15 protein-coding genes are annotated in these 18,199 nt (G+C 60.8%); 6 read left to right on the top strand and 9 right to left on the bottom strand.

The features are described from left to right. Positions 1–158: 158 nt before the first annotated feature. Together ACTQXO_RS05630 and ACTQXO_RS05625 are read right to left on the bottom strand one after the other, a co-directional pair. A complete protein-coding gene (locus tag ACTQXO_RS05630) occupies positions 159–488 on the bottom strand; it encodes a TIGR04076 family protein (protein ID WP_441017131.1) in 330 nt (109 codons plus the stop codon). Next, the gene (locus tag ACTQXO_RS05625) at positions 481–1,305 is read right to left on the bottom strand and encodes a PfkB family carbohydrate kinase (protein ID WP_441545529.1); all 825 of its coding nucleotides are present in this window, start codon (positions 1,303–1,305) and stop codon (positions 481–483) included. Before ACTQXO_RS05625 ends, ACTQXO_RS05630 begins: the two co-directional genes overlap by 8 nt. 485 nt (positions 1,306–1,790) lie before the next feature. On the opposite strand from ACTQXO_RS05625, the gene ACTQXO_RS05620 reads away from it, so the two are divergent. From ACTQXO_RS05620 to ACTQXO_RS05605, 4 genes are all read left to right on the top strand, one after another. Next, positions 1,791–2,297: a MarR family winged helix-turn-helix transcriptional regulator gene (locus ACTQXO_RS05620; protein ID WP_154518326.1), complete on the top strand. Its 507-nt coding sequence runs from the start codon at positions 1,791–1,793 to the stop codon at positions 2,295–2,297. Further along, positions 2,290–4,104 carry an ABC transporter ATP-binding protein gene (locus ACTQXO_RS05615; RefSeq protein ID WP_441031974.1) on the top strand — a complete coding sequence of 605 codons (1,815 nt, stop codon included), beginning with the start codon at positions 2,290–2,292 and terminating at the stop codon, positions 4,102–4,104. Before ACTQXO_RS05620 ends, ACTQXO_RS05615 begins: the two co-directional genes overlap by 8 nt. Next, positions 4,097–6,016: an ABC transporter ATP-binding protein gene (locus ACTQXO_RS05610; RefSeq protein WP_441031972.1), complete on the top strand. Its 1,920-nt coding sequence runs from the start codon at positions 4,097–4,099 to the stop codon at positions 6,014–6,016. Before ACTQXO_RS05615 ends, ACTQXO_RS05610 begins: the two co-directional genes overlap by 8 nt. Positions 6,017–6,360: 344 nt before the next feature. Further along, positions 6,361–8,508: a Tex family protein gene (locus ACTQXO_RS05605; protein ID WP_441031970.1), complete on the top strand. Its 2,148-nt coding sequence runs from the start codon at positions 6,361–6,363 to the stop codon at positions 8,506–8,508. 224 nt (positions 8,509–8,732) lie between these two features. On the opposite strand, the gene ACTQXO_RS05600 is transcribed toward ACTQXO_RS05605, so the two are convergent. From ACTQXO_RS05600 to ACTQXO_RS05580, 5 genes are all read right to left on the bottom strand, one after another. Next, a complete protein-coding gene (locus tag ACTQXO_RS05600; protein ID WP_441031968.1) occupies positions 8,733–9,437 on the bottom strand; it encodes a transaldolase in 705 nt (234 codons plus the stop codon). A gap of 324 nt (positions 9,438–9,761) precedes the next feature. Continuing rightward, positions 9,762–11,153 carry a PTS ascorbate transporter subunit IIC gene (locus ACTQXO_RS05595; RefSeq protein WP_117635569.1) on the bottom strand — a complete coding sequence of 464 codons (1,392 nt, stop codon included), beginning with the start codon at positions 11,151–11,153 and terminating at the stop codon, positions 9,762–9,764. A gap of 71 nt (positions 11,154–11,224) precedes the next feature. Next, complete coding sequence (locus tag ACTQXO_RS05590; RefSeq protein ID WP_022094539.1) at positions 11,225–11,500, bottom strand: PTS sugar transporter subunit IIB; 276 nt, start codon at positions 11,498–11,500, stop codon at positions 11,225–11,227. Between the two features lie 75 nt (positions 11,501–11,575). After that, positions 11,576–12,022: a PTS sugar transporter subunit IIA gene (locus tag ACTQXO_RS05585; protein WP_154517874.1), complete on the bottom strand. Its 447-nt coding sequence runs from the start codon at positions 12,020–12,022 to the stop codon at positions 11,576–11,578. 9 nt (positions 12,023–12,031) lie between these two features. Beyond that, positions 12,032–12,742, bottom strand: coding sequence for a transaldolase (locus tag ACTQXO_RS05580; protein ID WP_117564350.1), 711 nt, complete (start codon positions 12,740–12,742; stop codon positions 12,032–12,034). A 348-nt stretch (positions 12,743–13,090) separates the two neighbouring features. Between ACTQXO_RS05580 and ACTQXO_RS05575 the strand changes: the two genes are divergently transcribed. Next, on the top strand, positions 13,091–13,882 hold the full coding sequence (locus tag ACTQXO_RS05575; protein WP_195838607.1) for a DeoR/GlpR family DNA-binding transcription regulator: 792 nt from the start codon (positions 13,091–13,093) through the stop codon (positions 13,880–13,882). A 42-nt stretch (positions 13,883–13,924) separates the two neighbouring features. Here ACTQXO_RS05575 and ACTQXO_RS05570 read toward each other — a convergent pair whose 3' ends face one another. Next, positions 13,925–14,755, bottom strand: coding sequence for an HAD-IIB family hydrolase (locus ACTQXO_RS05570; RefSeq protein ID WP_441031964.1), 831 nt, complete (start codon positions 14,753–14,755; stop codon positions 13,925–13,927). A 75-nt stretch (positions 14,756–14,830) separates the two neighbouring features. Here ACTQXO_RS05570 and rlmKL point away from each other — a divergent pair, with 75 nt between their 5' ends. After that, positions 14,831–17,389 carry a bifunctional 23S rRNA (guanine(2069)-N(7))-methyltransferase RlmK/23S rRNA (guanine(2445)-N(2))-methyltransferase RlmL gene (gene rlmKL, locus ACTQXO_RS05565; RefSeq protein ID WP_441031962.1) on the top strand — a complete coding sequence of 853 codons (2,559 nt, stop codon included), beginning with the start codon at positions 14,831–14,833 and terminating at the stop codon, positions 17,387–17,389. Between the two features lie 95 nt (positions 17,390–17,484). Here the strand turns inward: rlmKL and ACTQXO_RS05560 are convergent, their stop codons facing one another. Next, entirely contained in the window at positions 17,485–18,198 is a 714-nt protein-coding gene (locus ACTQXO_RS05560) for a response regulator (RefSeq protein ID WP_441031960.1), read from the bottom strand. Position 18,199: the final 1 nt, after the last annotated feature.

The following is an 18,199-nucleotide window of genomic DNA, read 5'->3' as shown; positions in this document are numbered from 1 at the left end:
CGCGGATGCGTGAGCCACGCCATCGGCATAAAATGAGCGTGGATAATCTCCCGCATACAAATTGAGCGTGGATAATCTCCCACTTTGAACGCAAAACGGCGCTCTAAACGGGAGATTATCCACGCTCATTATCTTGGTGGGAGAAAATCCACGCTCGATTACTCGTCGACGATCTCGGCGAGCCAGACGTTCAACGTATCGACCTCGGGGCAGCAGAACTTTGCCGTACCGGGCTCGTTGCCGGGCACGGTTCCGCCGTAGCGCAGGATGTCGATATAGGGAAAGCCCACATGGCAGGCCATGGAGCACATCTTGCCGCGATCGCGGTCGAAGTCGAAGACGTCGCCGGGCGTGTGGCCATGGTGGCAGCGGCACGTGCCCAGCTGGTCCACGCAGCTAATGCGGATACGTGGGCGCTTGCCGCGTGGCGCGCCGAGCAACTTGCCCTCGCTCGCGGGCTCGGGGCCGCTTTCGCTGGCGCTACTCATGGTCGATCACATCCAGGCAGGCCTCGATGGGCAGGCCGGCAGACTTGTCCTCCTGGTCAGCGTTGCGCTCGATAAGCTCGGCCACCACACGCATGGCATCGGCCGTTGCGTGCTGCAGACTCCAACCTGCCATAACGCGGCCGACGAGCACTGCCGAGAACGTATCGCCCGTGCCCGGGAAATAGACCGGAATAAGCTCAAAGGGAATCGTGAAGTACTCCCCCGCCACGTGGTCGTAACCGATGACGGCGTTCGTGCCGTCGACCACAGCGCTCGTAATGACCACCGACTTGGCGCCCAGCGCGCGCATGGCGTCCACAAGGGCGTGGGCCTCTTCGGGCGTAATTTGCTCGGCAATAGGCCTATCGGCAAGCAGGCACGCCTCGGTATAGTTGGGCACCGCGTAGTCTGCGCACTCCAGCAGGTGCCGCATAAGGCCAATCGTGGACTCGGGCACGCCCGCATAGAGCTTGCCGTTGTCGCCCATGATGGGGTCGACGAATACCTTGGTGCCCTTTTGCGCGCGGCGGTGGCAAAAGTCTGAGATGATGCGCGTCTCTTCTTCGGTCACGATAAAGCCGGTCGAGATGGCGTCGAACTCAAAGCCGAGTTCTTCCCAGATGGCAAGACTCTGACGCACGTACTCCGTGGTGTCGTGGATGTAGAACTTGGGATAGTTGAGCGTATCGGACACAAGTGCCGTCGGCAGATTGTGGATACGGTAACCCATGTGCGACAGCACCGGCAGCATGGCGGAAAGCGCGACCTTGCCGTAGCCGCACATATCGTTGATCAGCAACAGCTGAGTGTTCTTCATGAGTGTCCCCCTTGGGTCGGGCGCGGCGCAACGGCGCCACAGTGCGACTAAGTGTAGCGCAGGGAGCACGGCAGGCGGGCGCCGGCGCCGTGGAGGCTACATTGTTGCGGAAAGGTTTCGGAAATGAGAGGGCAGCCTGTCCCCCTTTGTACCAATCCCTTGACAAGGAGTGTCCCCAGCTGCCGGCACAAGAAGAACGTCCCAAGTGCCAAAAGGGCAACGTCGATGTTTTGGCAACGACAGCGAGCGGGCCGCATTTGAGACAAGGTGACGTGAAACGAAAGGGCGCTGACCTTCTGGTCGCGCCCTTGAAGTTGAACGTCAGATTGTACAGGTGCGGCCCGCGCAGCGTCGAGCCGTTACGGCGTTTGGCAAAACGCCGTAACCACTAGTTTGGTACCTTGACATTGATTTCTCACGCTCCTAAATTGGTTAGGCACAAAACAATTCCACTACCTAACTAAAGAAAGGAGCAGCACTAATTTATGTGCGATGAACCTCTTAGCCTTTGTTCGCACGAGCCCGGCGGCGACCCGTCACAGCCGGCGGATGTATCCGAAGCGGTTAGCTCGGAAGACAAGCTTGCCAAGCGCATCCTCAATAACCTGGGCTTTTGCGGCCATTACATGCATTTTCATGGCGGAGGCGTGTCCGGCAAGGCGCCCATCATCTGCCTACTGGCCAAGCAGCCCGGCGGCGAGATGTCGCAGCAGGAACTCGGCATGCACTTCGGCCTCAAGCCGGGGTCGCTTTCCGAGATCCTGTCCAAGCTCGAGCTCAACGGCCTCATTGAGCGCAGCCGTAACCCCAAGGATCGACGGCAACTCACCATTCGCCTGACCGAAACCGGCCGGGAAAACGCCCGAATCGACCAGGCGGCCCGCATCCGCTTTAGAGAACGGGCCTTTAGCGCGCTCACCCACGACGAGCGCGAGCAGCTCGCCGAAATGCTCGATAAAATCCGCAAAACCTGGGAGGAACTGGATGATTAAAACCCTCATGGGCAGCATCCGCGACTATATGAAAGTCACCGTTGCCACGCCGTTGCTCGTGCTTGGCGAGGTAATCTGCCAGATGATGATCCCGTTTATCACCGCCGACATGATCGACGCCATCAAGGACGGCACCGCCGTTACCGAGATGCTGCCCACCGCCGGCCTTCTCGTACTCATCGCACTGACGTCACTCGCCTTTGGCGCCGCCGCGGGCATCACCTGCAGCCATGCCAGCTGCGGCTTTGCCAAGAACCTGCGTCGCGACCTGTTCTACAAGATCCAGACGTTCAGCTTCGCCAACATCGACGAGTTCTCGACCTCCTCGCTCGTCACGCGCCTCACCACCGACATCAACAACGTGCAGCAGGCCTTTATGATGCTCATCCGCATCGCCGTGCGCTCGCCGCTGGTGCTGGTCTTTGCCTTTACCATGGCATACGCCATGGGCGGCAGCGTCGCCATGGTCTACCTGGTCATCATTCCGCTGCTGGGCTTTGGCCTGTTCTTTATCATCTATAAGGTGCGCCCCATCTTCTCGCGTGTGTTCCACAAGTATGACGCCCTTAACGAGTCCGTCGAGGAAAACGTCACCGGCATGCGCGTGGTCAAGAGCTACGTGCGCGAAGACTTTGAGAAGGAGAAGTTCGCCACCGCCGCGCGCGACGTCCAGATGGACTTCACCCGCGCCGAGAAGTTGCTCGCCTTCAACAACCCCATGATGAACATCTGCGTCAACGGCGCGTTCGTCGTCATCATCTACCTGGGCTCCAAGCTCATCATCACGAGCCAGGGCACCCTGTTCGATGTGGGCCAGCTCTCCTCCATCTTTACCTACGGCTTCCAGATTCTGATGAGCCTAATGCAGCTGTCGATGATCTTTGTCATGGTGACCATGGCAGATGAGTCGGCGCACCGAATTACCGAGGTGCTGGCCGCCGAGCCCACGATCGCTAACCCGACCGAGCCCGTGCACGAGGTTGCCGACGGCTCCATCGACTTCGATCACGTGAGCTTTAAGTATTCCGAGCATGCCCGCCGCCAGGCGCTCGACGATATCGACCTGCATATTAAGAGCGGCGAGACCATCGGCATTATCGGTGGCACCGGCTCGGCCAAGTCGACGCTCGTGAACCTGATCGCCCGTCTGTACGATGTCACGGAGGGCACCGTGCGCGTCGGCGGCGTGGACGTGCGCGACTACGACCTGGACGCGCTGCGCCACCAGGTAGCCATGGTCCTGCAGAAAAACGTGCTGTTTAGCGGCACCATCGCCGAGAACCTGCGCTGGGGCGACCCGAACGCCACCGACGAGGAAGTCCGCGAGGCCGCACATCTGGCCTGCGCCGACGAGTTTGTCGACGGCTTCCCCAAGGGCTACGACACCTGGATCGAGCAGGGCGGCTCCAACGTTTCCGGCGGCCAGAAGCAGCGCCTGTGCATCGCGCGTGCCCTGCTGCGTCGCCCCAAGATCTTGATCCTGGACGACTCCACGAGCGCCGTCGACACCAAGACCGACGCCAAGATCCGCGAGGGCCTGGCGAGCTACCTGCCCAACACGACCAAGCTCATCATCGCCCAGCGCATCAGCTCCGTTCAGGACGCCGACCGCATCATCGTCATGGAGGGCGGCCGCATCAAGGACATCGGCAACCACGATGAGCTGCTCAAGACGAGCGAGATCTACCGCGAGACCTTTACCTCGCAAAACAAGATGTCTGCCGAGGGCGAAGGGGCCGTCGAGGCCGACACCGAGGCATCCGCAACGCAAGCCCAGAACCAGGAAGGAGGCGAGGCACATGAGTAAGGCAACCACCGCCGAGCGCGCGCTCAACCGCAAGAGCGGCACCATGTCGCGCCTGATCAAGATGCTCTTTGGCTTCTACCCGGTGCTTTTGCCCCTCGTCGTCGCCGGCGTTGTGCTCTGCGCCATCATCAACTCCATCGGCGCGACGTTTCTCCAGAGCGCGCTGCAGGTCATTAGCGAATCGTGGCAGTCGGGCGACTGGACGGCCGCGCAGCCCAAGATTCTGAAGCTCGTGACCACCCTCGGCTGCATCTACGCCGTGGGCGTCGCCTCCTCGCTCTTCTGGAACCGCGCCATGGCCGTCATCACGCAGGGCTCGCTCGAGAAGCTGCGCGAAAAGATGTTCAACCGCATGCAGGACCTGCCGATTCGCTACTTCGACACGCACCAGCGCGGCGACATCATGAGCCACTACACCAACGACATCGACACGCTGCGTCAGATGATCAGCCAATCGCTGCCCAACCTGCTCATGACGATCATCGTCATCGTCACCGTGTTCTTCATCATGCTGTATTACAGCGTGTGGATGTGCCTGGTCATCATTGCCGGCGTCGCCTTTATGACCTTTATGACCAAGCTGCTCGGCTCCAACTCCGCGCGCTTCTTTATCGCGCAGCAGACCGAGCTCGGCGTGGTCGAGGGCCATATCGAGGAAGTCATGAACGGCCAGAAAGTCGTCAAGGCGTTCTGTCACGAGTCCGCTGCCGAGGCCGATTTTGACGAGCGCAACGAGAAGCTCTTCGAGGTCTCGCAGAAGGCCAACATGTACGCCAACATCCTCATGCCGATCCTCGGGAACCTGGGCGACTTGCTCTACGTGCTGGTCGCACTGGCAGGCGGCATCTTCCTGGCGCTGGGCGTGCCCAACCTGAGCCTCTCGGGCATGGCGCTCTCCATCGCCGTCGTAGTGCCGTTCCTCAACATGACCAAGCAGTTCTGCGGACAGATCGGTCAGATCTCGCAGCAGATCAACGCCGTGGTCATGGGTCTCGCCGGCGCCGACCGCATCTTTGAGCTCATCGACGAGAAGCCCGAGGGCGACGAAGGCTATGTGACGCTCGTCAACGCGCAGGTCAACCCCGATACCTGGCAGCTCGAGGAGGCCGACCACCACACCGGCATGTGGGCATGGAAACACCCGCACCGTGCAACCGGCGAGATCGAGTACGTACCGCTGCGCGGCGACCTGGTCATGGACAACGTCGACTTTGGCTACACGCCCGACCACGAGGTGCTGCACGGCGTGTCCGTGTTTGCCAAGCCGGGCCAGAAGGTCGCGTTTGTCGGTGCCACCGGCGCGGGCAAGACGACCATCACCAACCTCATCAACCGCTTCTATGACATCGCCGACGGCAAGATCCGCTACGACGGCATCAACGTCAACAAGATCCGCAAGGCCGATCTGCGCCGCTCGCTGGGCGTTGTGCTGCAGGACGTGAACCTGTTCACCGGCACCGTGATGGACAACATCCGCTACGGCAACCTGGACGCCACCGACGAGGAGTGCATCGCGGCGGCCAAGCTCGCGGGTGCCGACGACTTTATCACCCGCCTGCCCGACGGCTACGACACCATGCTCACCGGCAACGGCGCCCAGCTGTCGCAGGGCCAGCGCCAGCTGATTTCGATCGCACGCGCTGCCGTCGCCGATCCGCCGGCAATGATTCTGGACGAGGCCACGTCGAGCATCGACACCCGCACCGAGGCCATCGTGCAAGCGGGCATGGATAAGCTCATGGAGGGCCGCACGACGTTTGTCATCGCGCACCGCCTGTCCACCGTGCGCAACGCCGACGCAATCATCTGCCTGGATCACGGCCGCATCATCGAGCGTGGCAACCACGACGAGCTGATCGCCAAGCGCGGATATTACTACCAGCTCTATACCGGAGCGTTTGAGCTGGAGTAGCTCAAAACATCCCCTACGCTCCCAACGGAGCTCCCCGAGGGAGACGGGGTGTTTACTCCGTGCTCAAACATTCTCGCTTCGCTGCGAAACTGCGCGCGGAGCAAACACCCCCGTCTCCCTCGGGGAGCGCCTGCGTACACGGTCTTTTCTCGCAGCCTGAAAAGAAGTGGTGAGGCCCTGGCCGTTTGGCCAGGGCCTCGTTTTGTAAGGAGGGACTCCACCGTCTCCCGTTCGCAGTCCCGTAGCTAAAAAAGCCCCGTCCCAAAAAGACTGCTTTGGCAGAACGTCGGGTGGTATCCTTGGTAGCCCTGTGCTGCAAACGCACCTTAAACGCAAGGAGTCCCATGGATCTTATCGCCCAGCTCGCCCGCGAGCTCAACCTTAAGGCCGCCAACATCGAGTCAGCCGTCAAGCTCATCGACGAGGGCAACACCATTCCCTTTATTTCGCGCTACCGCAAGGAAGCCACGGGCGGCATGGACGACGTCGCCCTGCGCGCACTCGACGAGCGCCTGTCCTACCTGCGCAATCTTGAGCAGCGTAAAGAGGACGTCATCCTGCTCGTCGACGCCCAGGGCAAACTCACGCCCGAACTCGAGCAGCAGATTCGCGAGGCCACGCAGCTCCAGCGTGTCGAGGACCTCTACAAGCCCTACCGCAAAAAGCGCATGACTCGCGCGCAGAAGGCCCGCGAGGCAGGCCTTGAGCCGCTCGCCAACATGATCATCATGCAGGCCTCGGCCAAGGGCAGCGCACTCGACGCCGCCGCGGCATACGTCAACGAGGAGGCCGGCTTCGACACGCCCGAAAAGGCGCTTGCCGGCGCGGCGGACATCGTGGCCGAGACGGTGGCCGAGGACCCCGAGAACGTCGCCGACCTGCGCGCCTTTACGCAGAACACCGCCGACATCGTCGTCGAGGCCACCGACCCCACCGAGAAGACTCCCTACGAGCCGTACTACAGCTATGACGAGCCGCTGCGCCGTATTCCCAACCACCGCGTGCTGGCTATCGACCGCGGTGAGCGCGAGGGCAAGCTCCGCGTGCGCGTGAACGTCGACGGCACTGCCGCCACGGCGCGTCTCGGCAGTCGTTGGCCCCGACGCCAGGGCGTGTTTGCGCCCGTCTTTGAAGCCGCCATCGCCGACGGTTACAAGCGCCTCATGGCCCCCTCGTTGGAGCGCGAGGCCCGCGCCAAACTCACCGTCCGAGCGCAGACCGAGGCCATCAACGTCTTTGCCAAGAATCTCGAGGGCCTGCTCTCGGCACGCCCCGTGCGCGGTGCCCGTGTGCTCGCACTCGATCCGGGCTACCGTACCGGCTGCAAGGTCGCCGTCATGGACGAGACCGGCAAGCTACTCGACCACGGCGTGGTCTACCCCACCAAGCCGCGCCACGACGTCGCCGGCACCAAGCGTGAGCTCGCCCGCCTCGTCAAGAAGGACGGCGTCAACACCATTGTCATCGGCAACGGCACCGCCAGCCGCGAGACCGAAGAAGTCGTCTCGGAGTTCATCGCCGAGCAGGCGCCTGGACTGCGATACACCATCGTCAACGAGGCCGGCGCATCGGTGTACTCCGCCTCCGAGCTCGCCAGTCAGGAATATCCCGACCTGGACGTCACCGTGCGTGGCGCCATGAGCCTGGGCCGCCGCCTGCAAGACCCGCTGGCAGAGCTCGTCAAGATTCCGCCCCAGTCCATCGGCGTTGGCCAGTACCAGCACGACCTTGACCAGACCGAGCTTTCGCGCACCCTGGGATATGTGGTGGAGGACGTCGTCAACCGCGTGGGCGTCGACGTAAACACCGCAAGTGCGAGCCTGCTGGGATACGTATCGGGCATCACGCCGAGCGTAGCCAAAAACATCGTGGCCTACCGCGAGGAGAACGGCGCCTTTACCGATCGCCGCCAGCTCAAGAAGGTCCCCAAGCTGGGGCCCAAGGCATATCTCAACGCCGCGGGCTTCCTGCGCATCAGCGGCGGTAAGAACCCGCTCGATGCGACGAGCGTCCACCCCGAAAGCTACGAGGTGGCCACGGCCGTCCTGGAGCGTGCGGGTGTGGCGGCAAGCGAGCTCAGCCGCGGCGGCGTGCCCGACATCGAGCGACGCATCGGCAGCATCTCGGCGCTGGCAAGCGACCTGAACTGCGGCATCCTCACGCTCATCGACATCGTCAACGAGCTCAAGAAGCCTGGCCGGGACCCGCGCGACGACGCGCCCGAGGTGGTCTTTAGCCGCTCAGCACTTTCCATCGACGACTTGGAACCCGGCATGGAACTCAAGGGCACGGTGCGCAACGTTGTGGACTTTGGCGCCTTCGTCGACGTGGGTGTGCACCAGGACGGCCTCGTGCATATCTCCAAGCTGGCCAACCGCTTTGTCAAGCACCCCAGCGACGTGGTGCGCGTCGGCGACACGGTCAAGGTGTGGGTCGAAAAGGTCGATCGCGACCGCAAGAAAATCTCCCTCACCATGGTGCAGGGCAAATAGCCGCCAAAGCGGACGTCCCCCTCTTCGCGGCGTGCAAAATTGCGAGTATTCAGCATCTCCCGATAGCCCCGCGGCGCTTCAGAGGGCCATAAAAGCAAAAACGGCCCCCGTTTTGGCGTTTTAGGGCCAAAACGGGGGCCGTTCCGCGCTTCAACCAGCTGGTAAAAGTCTTTACCATGCTGAAAACTCGCGATTTTGCACGTCGCTGCAGGGGGTACCCTTGCTTAGGGCAGAATATGGAAACCCAAAGCGGCGATATCCTTGGCAAAACCGCGCACGGTATCGAGCGAGACCTCGTACGGGTCACGGCCGATGTTCTTGCGCTTGGCCAGGATGCTATTTGGCACCGTGATAATCTGGCAACCGCAGGCCTCGGCCTGGTAAATGTTGATAAGCTCGCGCGTGGACGCCCACAGGACCTCACAGTTGGGCTTGGCGGCGGCCTTCTTGACCGACTCCGTCATAAACGGAATGGGATCGACGCCGGTATCGGCGATGCGGCCGGCAAAAAGCGAGATGATGGACGGCGTCTCGGCGTCAACGGCCTCGACCATCTCATCGACCTGCGTAGGCGTAAAGATGGTGGTAACGTTGACCTTGATGCCGTCGGTCGAAAGCTTGCGCACCAGCTCGGCGGTGGACTCGCCCTTGGTGGTCACACACGGGATCTTGACGTAGACGTTATCTGCCCAGGTAGCAATCTCGCGCGCCTCGACCTCCATGGTCTCGACGTCGTCGGCAAAGACCTCAAACGAGACGGACACATCGGTGATGTGGGCCAGAACCTCCTTGGCAAACGCGCGGTAATCCGTCACGCCACCCTTCTTCATAAGGGACGGGTTGGTCGTGAAACCCTGAACGTTGCCGTTCTCGTACATGTCGAGCATGCCCTCGAGGTTTGCACCGTCAGCGAACACCTTGATTGCCATCTGACTGATTCCTTTCGTTTGCATACGGCCGATAAACTGTTAAACACTTTACCTACGTTTATCAAGGCGTGAACTGCGGTTTTTTATCTTCTCGGCGAACGGTTTTGCGGTTTTACCATTTTTATATCGACGCCCCAGCGGCAAAACGTTTTTGCTAATCATCGCGGTTGCTTCCGTTCGCGGCGCTGAAACAGCGCTTCACCGGCGCGTTTTCACAACCGCTCCAAAACAAAAAGCGGCGACGCCTCATTTGAGACGTCACCGCTTCCGTGTAGGAGCCGGTTATCGGAGCTCCGCCCGATTAGGGCTTAACGTATGCCTGGATTACTCTTCCTCAACGTGGTTGATCACAGCACCCTTGGTGTGGATGAAGTTGGGGACGAAGGCGACGATCAGAAGGACGGCGAGAATCGCGTAGACACCGGTGGTACCGAAGGCCTCGGCAGCGCGGCCGAGCGTAATACCAATGACGGAGAAGTCGAAGTCGCCGAACGTAGTGTTCTTGAAGCCAAAGACGTCAAGAACGGGCAGGAGCAGAGCAGGGGCAAAGGTGATGAGCAGGCCGTTGACGAAAGCGCCAAGAGCTGCACCCTTGCGACCGCCCGTGGCATTGCCGTAGATACCGGCGGTAGCACCGCAGAAGAAGTGGGGAACCATGCCCGGGATGATGAAGATGCCCAGGGTAGCGCCCACGATGAACATACCGACAACGCCACCGATAAAGGAAGCGACAAAGCCGAGGATGACGGCGGTGGGAGCATAAGGGAAGAAGACGGCGCAGTCGACGGCGGGGATGGCACCGGGGATCAGCTTGTTGGAGATGCCCTGGAAAGCCGGGACCAGGTCGGCGAGAATCATACGGACGCCGTTGTAGACGATAGTGACACCGACGGCGAAGGACAGGGCACAAGTCAGGGCATAGACGATCACATTGTCGCCGCCAGCGGTCTTGGTAACGACCGCAGGGTCTGCGATGTAAGCGGCAAAAGCGGTAACCAGGTAGAAGAAGGCCATGGTAAGAGCCGTGGAGATGGTGGTGTCGCGCAGGAAGGCAAACTTCTCGGGAACCTCGATCTTCTCGGTGCTGTTCTCCTCGGCGTCCTTAGCAAAAAGCGTACCGACTGCAGCGGAGATGTAATAGGCGAGTGAACCGAAGTGGCCCATGGCGATTTCATCGCCATCGGTAACCTTCTCGGTGAAACGCTGACCAACGGCGGGAAGCATAGCGCTCACGAGGCCCAGGAACATGCCGCCCACGATGACAAGCTGGACATCCTGGAAGCCAGATGCCTGCAGAACGGCAGACAGCAGGCAAGCCATAAACATGCTGTGATGGCCCGTCAGGAAGATGTACTTAAACTTGGTAAAGCGGGCAATGATAATGTTTACGACGTAGCCGAGAATCAGGATCATCATGGTCTGAACGCCAAGGACGCTCTGAGCCATCGAAACGACGACCTCGTTGTTAGGCACGACGCCGGTGATGTGGAAACCGGTCTCGATGAAGGTCCCCAGCGGAGCAAGGTTCTCCTGAACAACAGCGGCGCCAGCAGACAGCATGATGTAACCAAGAATGGGCTTCAGGGTTCCCGTCATCACCTTGTGGGCAGGGCGCTTGAGCGCAACAAGGCCCACAAAGGCAAACAGACCCATGATCCACGCTGGCTTGGTCAGAATCGATTGGATAAACTCAAGTATGGGAAGGATGGCTTGCATCTGCGCTTCCTTTCTCTCTAACGTGGGCGCGTTTCCCTCTTCCACAGGGAACCGCCCTTTTTTATGCCGCTTTAGGCGTTAGCAGCGGCCGCCTTGATTGCCTCAAGGGCGTCTTCGCGGATCTTCTTCTTGTTCACATAGCTGCGAACGATCACAACGTTGCCGTGGAGCTCGGGGGCGAGCTCCTTAACGGTGATGAACAGATCCGGATTTGCGGAAGAAGCACCGTTCAGGTCCATAGACTCAACGTCGGCCTTGATGCCCTCCTCCTCGCAAAGCTCCTCGACTTTGCCAGCGAGCATCAGGCTAGACCCGATGCCGTTTCCGCATACGGTGATGATATGCATGGCAACCTTCCTCTCCTACACGTGACGGTTTTCCGTCTATCCAAAAGCGGCGACGCATCGCCGTGCCATTAAGGCCTAAAAGAATGAACGCATGGTCTCCAAAACCTGCTCGGGCGTATCGCATGCGCTGAGCTTGGCAACGCAGTCCTCGTCCTCGAACATCTGCGAAAGCTCCGCCAAGCAGCCAAGATGAGCCTTGGGGTCGGGTGCGCAAATACCCACGAGCACGTGAACCGGATCGAAATCCTCATGTCCAAATGCAACGGCAGGGTCAAGCGTGACAATGCAGATGCCGGCCTCGCTCACATTGCCATCGGCCTGAGCGTGAGGCATGGCAATGCCCTCTTCCAAGACCATATAGGGGCCGAATTTGTGAACCGACGAAATCATGGCGTCAACATAGCTCTGGTCGCATTTGCCGGCGTCAACTAGCAGCTTACCGCATGCCTTGATCGCTTCCTCCCAATCGGAGGCCTCGACGTGGCAGGCAACAAGCTCGGGCTTAAGAAGATCGGTCAGCATGCTCGCCCCCTACTCCTCGGGCAGGATATGGAAACCAAGTGCCTGAATGTCGCGGGCGAAGCCCTTGACCGTATCAAGCGAGTACTCGAGTAAATCTTTTCCGAAATTCTTGCGCTTGGCAAGAAGGGCATTGGGAACCGTAATGATCTGGCAGCCAACGGACTCCGCCTGGAAGATATTGAGGACCTCGCGCGTAGACGCCCAAAGAACCTCGGCAGCAGGCTTGACGGCAGCCTTCTTTACGGACTCCGCCATGAGGGGCAGCGGATCGACGCCGGTATCGGCAATGCGACCGGCAAAGATGGACAGAATAGAGGGGGTCTCGGCAGAGACGGCATCGACAAACTCGTCGACCTGCTCAGGCGTGAAGATAGTGGTGACATTCACCTTGATGCCGTCGGCAGAAAGGCGCTTGACCAGCGCGGCAGTGGACTCGCCCTTGGTGTTGAGTGCCGGGATCTTAACGTAGACGTTGTCTGCCCAGGTTGCAATCTCGCGGGCCTCGGCTTCCATACCCGCCTCGTCGTCGGCAAATACCTCAAAAGAGACCGACACATCGGTGATGTGCTCAAGAACCGTCTTGGCAAAAGCGCGGTAGTCAGTCACGCCACCGGCCTTCATAAGGGAAGGATTGGTCGTGAAGCCCTGAACGTTACCATTGTCATGCATGTCAAGCATGCCTTCGAGGTTAGCGCCGTCGGCAAACACCTTGATCGCCATGTTCGGTCCTTTCTCATCTAGCACTATTGCTATCGAAAGCCTTCTTCTTTGTTTCAAAAGCTTTTCGGTTTTCTTTTATAAACCATTTCAAAAGCTATCGAAAGCTCAATTGTCATCTTTCCGTGAACGGTCGAATATCGGGTGTGAACGTACTTCTTTTGGGCGGCACCTTCAGAACAAGACCCTCTACACGCTATTTAAGTGTAAACTATCTGCTACGCATGCATTTGGGACATGCCATTCCGTTCATTTGATTCATTCGATTTTGCCTTGTCCTTTTCATATCGATACGTTATATTTCGATTACGAAAGGCGTATCTTTTGCCTTTCGTTCAAAAGGAGCGGCATATGGCATCTACTTCAGACCTTTCACCGGCCGAGCGTCAGCGATTTATTATGAACTGGCTGGCCGAAAAGCCAAATATCTCGGTATCCGACATCGTTCGCCGTTTTTCGGTTTCGGAAGTCACCGCACGACACGACCTCGTCTCGCTGGAATCCGAAGGCAAGCTGCGTCGCGTACGCGGCGGAGCGGTATCGCTTTCTCGCTCCAACGCAATCTCGTATCCCGAGGAGCGTATCAATGTCCAAGTCGAGGCCAAAGAGGCCATCGCCGCAACCGCGGCAACTCTTGTTGATGATGGCGATGTTCTGGTAATTGATATCGGCACCACAGGCTTTTACTTCGCTAAGGCCCTCATGGACAAGCGTGAGATCACCATTATCACCGGCGATCTTGCAATCGCGAACTATGCCAGCTTTAATCTCCCCAATGCTTCGGTAGTGCTGCTGGGCGGCTCCGTGCGCAAGGGCCACCTCTATCTCGCGGGCGCACTAACGCTCGACTGCATGAGCAAACTCCATGCCGACAAGGCGTTTGTCAGTGCCGACGGATTCCACCCCGACCACGGTTTTACCGTCGAGCACGACTTCTCAGCCATGATCAAGCATATGTACCTGACCAACTCAAACCAGAGTTACATGATGGTTGACCAGGGAAAGTTCAACAAGACCAGTTTTTATCAGTCCGCGCAGATCGATGACCTCGATGGCATCATCGTTGATGGAGACGACGAGGGTATCATGACGGCGGCGATCGAGAGCAGTCGCAGCCATCCCAAGCTCTATATTGCAAAATAGCTCAAATGGCCGGGTCGCCCCCCCTGCGGGCGACCCGGCCATTTATTCAATCAACCCAAAATGCCGCATCGCTGTGACGGTGCCGTCGTGTGCGACATCGTCGGTCACGTAGTCGGCGACCGCCTTGACCTCGGGCATGGCGTTGCCCATGGCGACAGCCGTCTCGACCGAAGCGAGCATGCCCAGGTCGTTGCCCGAATCGCCAAAGCCAAAGGTGCGCGCATTTCCCTCGCGGCCCAGATACGTCAGCGCTCGCGCCACGCCCACGCCCTTGTTGATGCCCTTGGGGCTCAGCTCGCGATTCTGGCCACCGGTGTTGCACAGCTCAAACTCGCAATCGATAAAGCCGTCATCATTGGCTACGCGAGCCAAACTGGGCACACTGAGGCATACCTTGCCCACGCGCAGACTGCCGTCGACGCGCATTTCCTCGGTGCTGTGCACCACAGAAGTGCCGATCAGAGACGACTGCTCAACGCCCACAGGCTCCAGGGCAAAAGTAGCCACGTTGGTCTCGAAAAAGGCCTCAATCCCTGCCGCGGCCATACGGCGCGCAAGCTCCTCGATAACGTCCTCGTCAAAGCAGTCCTCGTGTACCACGCGTCCCTCGACTTCGAGCGTGGCGCCTGCCATGGCCACGACGCCCGCGGGGTCGAGCGCACGCAGGCTATCGGCGATAAGCCACAGGGGGCGACCCGTGCAGATAAATGCCTTGTGCCCTGCATCGCGCAGTGCACGGAACGCCTCAACCACCGTCTGCGAGGGGTGAACCGCCGAAAAGTCCTTATCGGTCATATCGTCGGGATCGAACGACGTCAGCGTGCCGTCCACGTCAAAAAAGAGCACGGCGGAATCGGGGCACGCATCAATCATATGGGTTCCTTTCGGGGATGAGGGCAAACGAAGCATCCATCATATAATGGAGCGACGCAACCAGAGAGGTCACCCATGGAATTTTACGCAAGCTGCCCCGAGGGCTTTGAGTCCGCACTCGCCGATGAGCTTAAACGCCTCGGGCTTTCGCATGTCCGCCGGCTGAAGGGCCGCGCTACGTTTGAGGGCGAGCTCGAAGAAGGCTACCGCGCCTGTCTGTGGTCGCGCCTGGCGAGCCGCGTGTTCGTGGTTCTTGGGCGCTTTGAGGCGCAGGATGCCGACGAACTGTACGATAGCGTTTACGACATCGCCTGGGAGAACATCATCCGCCCCGGCGCAACCATCGCCATCACCGCCCGCGGCGTGACCGAGCAGCTGCGCAACACACGCTTCTCTGCCTTGCGCGCCAAGGACGCATTGTGCGACCGCCTGGCCGAAACCACGGGCCGTCGCGCCGATGTCGATGCCGCCGATCCCGATGTTCACCTGCTGCTTTCGCTGCGTCAGCGCCGCGCGAGCATAAGCCTGGACCTTTCGGGCGACCCGCTGTTCAAGCGCCTGCCGCCCGCAGCGACCCGCGCCGGCGAGGGCGCGCACGTGCTGCGTCCCGACTACGCCGCCCTGGTGCTGGCGCAGGTCGGCTGGACCGCGCTGTGCGAGCGCGAGCTCACAGCCGATGACTACGAGAACGAAGCCCTGCCCACGCTGATCGACGCCTCGTGCGCCGGCGGCGGCCTGCTGCTGGAAGCCGTGAACATTCTGACCGACCGCGCCCCGGGCGCTGCACGCGAGCGCTGGGGCTTTGAGGGCTGGCAGCCGCACGACGCCGCCCTATGGGAGCAGCTGCTCGCCGAGGCACGCGAGCGCGAGGCAGCAGCACGCGAGCGCCAGGCGCGCATCGTCGCCGTGGACATTGACCCCGCTGCCCGCAAGACTGCCGAGCGCATGGTCAAGTGCGCCGGCTACAAGCGTTTTGTCGACTTTTGCGCTGCCAAGCCAGCCACCGTGTTGGACCATGCAGGCGCTGTCGCCGGCGCCGCCGTGGTCGCGGATACGACCGAGACACCGCTTTCGCTCATGCACGACGCCATGACGCTGGTCGGCGAGCTGCGCCGCGCGCCCGAGCTTGCCGCGGCGCCGGTCGCCGCGCTCACCCGCGATGGATTGCTGGCCCGCTCGCTCCACGCCGAGCCCGAGCGCTCGATCGCCGTCATGCCCAACAACGAGGAGGCGACCGTCGAAGTCTGGCCGTCGCTCGACCACGCCGCCGCGGCATTCGAGGCTGCAACCAGCGCAAACGCCGAGAAACAGACCGCGGACGCCGTGGACGAAGCCGCCAGCACCCCCATGCCCGAACCTGCCGCCACGCTCGACCTGGGCGACGGCAAGCCGCTGCCCGTGCTCATCCCCGAGTCCGAGCAGTTCGCCAACCGCTTGCGCAAGAACGCCCGTCTGCGCCGCAAGTGGGCAAAGCGCGAGGGCGTGAGCTGCTACCGCGTCTACGATGCCGACCTACCCGATTACTCCGCCGCCATCGATCTATACGAGGGCTGCCCGCAGACGCCGGGCCGCTGGCTCGTCATCGCCGAATACGCCGCGCCCAAGACCATCGATCCCGCGCTTGCCCAGGCCCGCATGCTCGACATTCTGGCCATCGCGCCGCGCATCCTAGATGTTCCCGCCGAGCACGTGCACGCCAAGGCCCGCATGCGTTCGCGCGGCGGCTCGCAGTACGGCAAGCAGGGCGCCGGCAAGGGCGGCTCGGGCGAGCGCGCCAATATCGCACGCCGTCGTCTGCCGCTCATCGAGGAGGGCGGCCTTACCTTTGCCGTCAACTTTGACGACTACCTGGACGTCGGCATCTTCTTGGATCACCGCGTCACCCGCAACCTGGTGCGCGAGCACGCCAAGCAGGCGCGGCGCTTTCTCAACCTGTTCGCCTATACCGGCACCGCTACCTGCTATGCGGCAGACGGCGGCGTCGAGGAAACTGTGACGGTCGACCTCTCCAACACCTACCTGGACTGGGCCGAGCGCAATATGCGCCAGAACGGCTTTGTTGGTCCGCAGCATCATTTTGTGCGCGACGACGTGCTTGCCTGGATTCGCGTCCAGCGCCAGACGCGCAACCGCTGGGACCTGATTTTTGTCGATCCGCCCACGTTTTCGAACTCATCAAAGATGGGCCGCCGCACCTGGGACGTCCAGCGCGACCATGTTGAGCTTTTGGCCGGCGTATCGCGCCTGCTCGCACAGGGCGGCCACGCCATCTTTAGCTGCAACCTGCGCGGCTTCCGCCCCGAGACGCGCAAGCTCGCGCGCGCGGGCGTCGTGCTAGAGGACATTACGGCGCAGACCATCCCGGAGGACTTTGCGCGCAACCAGAAGGTGCACCATTGCTATATCGTGCGCCGCCTGCCCATCGAGGACGCCATGGCCGAAGTCGGCTTTAGCGCCGAGGAGATTGCAGAGCGAACCGAAGAGCTGCGCAACCCCGAGGCCCGCAAGCCCCGCGCAACGGCGCCCGCGCACGCGCAAGCCGGAGACCGAGGGTCGCGCGGCGACGGCAAGCCTGCCTGCGCCGGCAAGCCCAAAAAGAAGAAGTTCTACGCCAGCAAGCCCAAGGGCAGATAAACCAAGTTGCGGTGGAATACGGACTGTTTTGCCTGGAATTAGGCAAATTTAGACCGTATTTCACCGCAACTCATATTGGGATGGTGGTTGGCGATCTAGCCTTGGGTGACCAGGCGATAGCCGATACCCACGTGCGTCTGGATATAGCGCGGATGCGCCGGATCGGACTCGATCTTCTTACGCAACGTGCCCATAAAGACACGAAGGCTCGCCAGGTCGCTCTTAGTTGCCGTGCCCCAAATCTCGTGCAGGATAAACTGGTGCGTCAGCACCTTGTCGGCGTTGTGCGCCAGCAGGCACAAGAGCTTGTACTCGATCGGCGTCAGATGCAGCTCCTCGCCATCCATCGTGGCGATGCCGGCATCAAAATCGATATGCAGCTCACCGGTATCGAACGAGCCCTCGGAGGCAACGCCGCCCGTTTGCGTATACGAAAGGCGCCTGAGCGTCGTGCGAATGCGCGCGAGCAGCTCCTCGACCGAAAACGGCTTGGTCAGGTAGTCGTCGGCACCGGCATCGAGTGCGCGAATCTTGTCCGCATCCTCGCTGCGCGCCGAGACCACAATGATCGGCATGCCCGACCATGCGCGCACCGACTCCACCACCTTGACGCCGTCCATATCGGGCAGGCCCAGATCGAGCAGCACAATACTCGGTGCCTGCGATGAGGCGGCGGCGATGGCGGCATGGGCGGTCTCCACGGCCATATGGCGCAAGCCGTGCGCCTCGAGCGCGGCAACGATAAGGTTGCGGACGGCGGGGTCGTCCTCAACGACCAAGATGAGCGGTTTCATGGCAGAGTTCGGCACA

Origin of the sequence: Collinsella sp. LCP19S3_D5 (assembly GCF_052121415.1) — a bacterium.
Lineage (GTDB): Bacteria > Actinomycetota > Coriobacteriia > Coriobacteriales > Coriobacteriaceae > Collinsella.
Note: the sequence above shows the minus strand (reverse complement) of the source record. Positions and strands in the feature narration are given on the sequence as shown.

Coding starts and splice junctions, on each gene's coding strand:
- ACTQXO_RS05595 (WP_117635569.1), bottom strand. CDS start 11,153: ATGCAAGCCATCCTTCCCATACTTGAGTTTATCCAATCGATTCTGACC.
- ACTQXO_RS05575 (WP_195838607.1), top strand. CDS start 13,091: ATGGCATCTACTTCAGACCTTTCACCGGCCGAGCGTCAGCGATTTATT.
- ACTQXO_RS05625 (WP_441545529.1), bottom strand. CDS start 1,305: ATGAAGAACACTCAGCTGTTGCTGATCAACGATATGTGCGGCTACGGC.
- ACTQXO_RS05600 (WP_441031968.1), bottom strand. CDS start 9,437: ATGGCAATCAAGGTGTTCGCTGACGGTGCAAACCTCGAGGGCATGCTC.
- ACTQXO_RS05590 (WP_022094539.1), bottom strand. CDS start 11,500: ATGCATATCATCACCGTATGCGGAAACGGCATCGGGTCTAGCCTGATG.
- ACTQXO_RS05585 (WP_154517874.1), bottom strand. CDS start 12,022: ATGCTGACCGATCTTCTTAAGCCCGAGCTTGTTGCCTGCCACGTCGAG.
- ACTQXO_RS05615 (WP_441031974.1), top strand. CDS start 2,290: ATGATTAAAACCCTCATGGGCAGCATCCGCGACTATATGAAAGTCACC.
- rlmKL (WP_441031962.1), top strand. CDS start 14,831: ATGGAATTTTACGCAAGCTGCCCCGAGGGCTTTGAGTCCGCACTCGCC.
- ACTQXO_RS05620 (WP_154518326.1), top strand. CDS start 1,791: ATGTGCGATGAACCTCTTAGCCTTTGTTCGCACGAGCCCGGCGGCGAC.
- ACTQXO_RS05580 (WP_117564350.1), bottom strand. CDS start 12,742: ATGGCGATCAAGGTGTTTGCCGACGGCGCTAACCTCGAAGGCATGCTT.
- ACTQXO_RS05610 (WP_441031972.1), top strand. CDS start 4,097: ATGAGTAAGGCAACCACCGCCGAGCGCGCGCTCAACCGCAAGAGCGGC.
- ACTQXO_RS05570 (WP_441031964.1), bottom strand. CDS start 14,755: ATGATTGATGCGTGCCCCGATTCCGCCGTGCTCTTTTTTGACGTGGAC.
- ACTQXO_RS05605 (WP_441031970.1), top strand. CDS start 6,361: ATGGATCTTATCGCCCAGCTCGCCCGCGAGCTCAACCTTAAGGCCGCC.
- ACTQXO_RS05630 (WP_441017131.1), bottom strand. CDS start 488: ATGAGTAGCGCCAGCGAAAGCGGCCCCGAGCCCGCGAGCGAGGGCAAG.